Source organism: Pedobacter sp. 10L46_2 (assembly GCF_056395165.1).
Genome location: NZ_JBFTIZ010000540.1, coordinates 1 through 1183, shown reverse-complemented (window position 1 = coordinate 1183; position 1183 = coordinate 1). Strand labels below are relative to the sequence as shown.

At 36.6% G+C, this 1183-nt stretch carries 2 protein-coding genes; both read right to left on the bottom strand.

What is annotated here, in order from left to right:
• Nucleotides 1–335: hypothetical protein (locus AC1DDX_RS27625; protein WP_477623063.1), on the bottom strand; the 335-nt coding region annotated here is incomplete at its 3' end.
• Nucleotides 336–437: 102 nt separating this feature from the next.
• Nucleotides 438–1183: cytochrome-c peroxidase (locus AC1DDX_RS27620; protein WP_477623062.1), on the bottom strand; the 746-nt coding region annotated here is incomplete at its 5' end.

The following is a 1183-nucleotide window of genomic DNA, read 5'->3' as shown; positions in this document are numbered from 1 at the left end:
GGGTAAAGCGTAAACGATATAGTACCTCCATCGGTAGTCGAAAAAATCAATGCACTACCCTTACCAAAAACGGGGCTAAGAAGCTCCTTCTTTTTAATGATACCATTGGCATTCTTTGGAATAATATTTTTCAAAAAAGTTTTATTACCTGCCTTAAATACAACCGCCAGATTCTTTTCAACAGCATTATAATTTACTGTTAGAAACTGGTTAGTGATTACCGGGCTTTCTTTAAACCTTTGAACAGCAATACTATTTATTCTTTCCTCCGCGGCAAACACCCGTGTTGAGCATATTAGTGCAATAAAAAACAAGAGTTGAATTTTTCTTATCATAAAAACGATTAAAACAATCAACTAAACTATTAATTAATAGCACGAAACACAATAGAGTATTTTGCAAATACGATGGACTATTTTAGACAGCCAAAAGCGATCTTACTTACTTTCCAGACTCCCCATAAAGGCAATGATATCCTCTTTTTCTTTTTCAGTGAGATGAAGATTTTCTTCGGAAAGCGTTTGATTAGAAAGATTTATTCCTAAGCCTGCGCCTCCCCCATTATTATAAAATTCCATTACCTGATCTAAAGTCTTATATACTCCATTATGCATATAAGGCGCAGTTTTATTGATATTCCGAATAGTAGGAACCTTAAAAGCATTCTTATAGGAATCAACACCGATCACGTTATAATAACCCAAATCCGAGTCGAGCGTAGAATCCGCAAGGGATACGGGAACGCCCAGCACTTCCGTTTCGCTTTCTACATACTTTGGAGGAGTAACTCCATTAAATAAAGGAACGAAATGACAGGTGGCACATTTCGCTTTTCCCATAAATAAATTAAAACCTTTCAATTCCTGCTTTGACAGAGCATCTCTATTACCAAGCATATATTTATCAAACCGGCTATTTAGTTTTGTTAAGCTGCGAATATAGCAGGCAAGGGCATTTGTCACTTGGTCTGAACTGATTCCTTTTCCGGTCTTTTCAGAAAAAGCCGTTACGAATAACGAATGATATGATTTATCTGCAGAAACATATTTTAAGATCGCATCCATTGAGCCATCCATCTCCTGTTTACTACTAATTACATCATGCACCTGATCCTCCAACGTTAGCGCCCTCATATCATAGAAATAATTTGATTGTAAAGCCGCGTTGAATAACGTGGGTACAT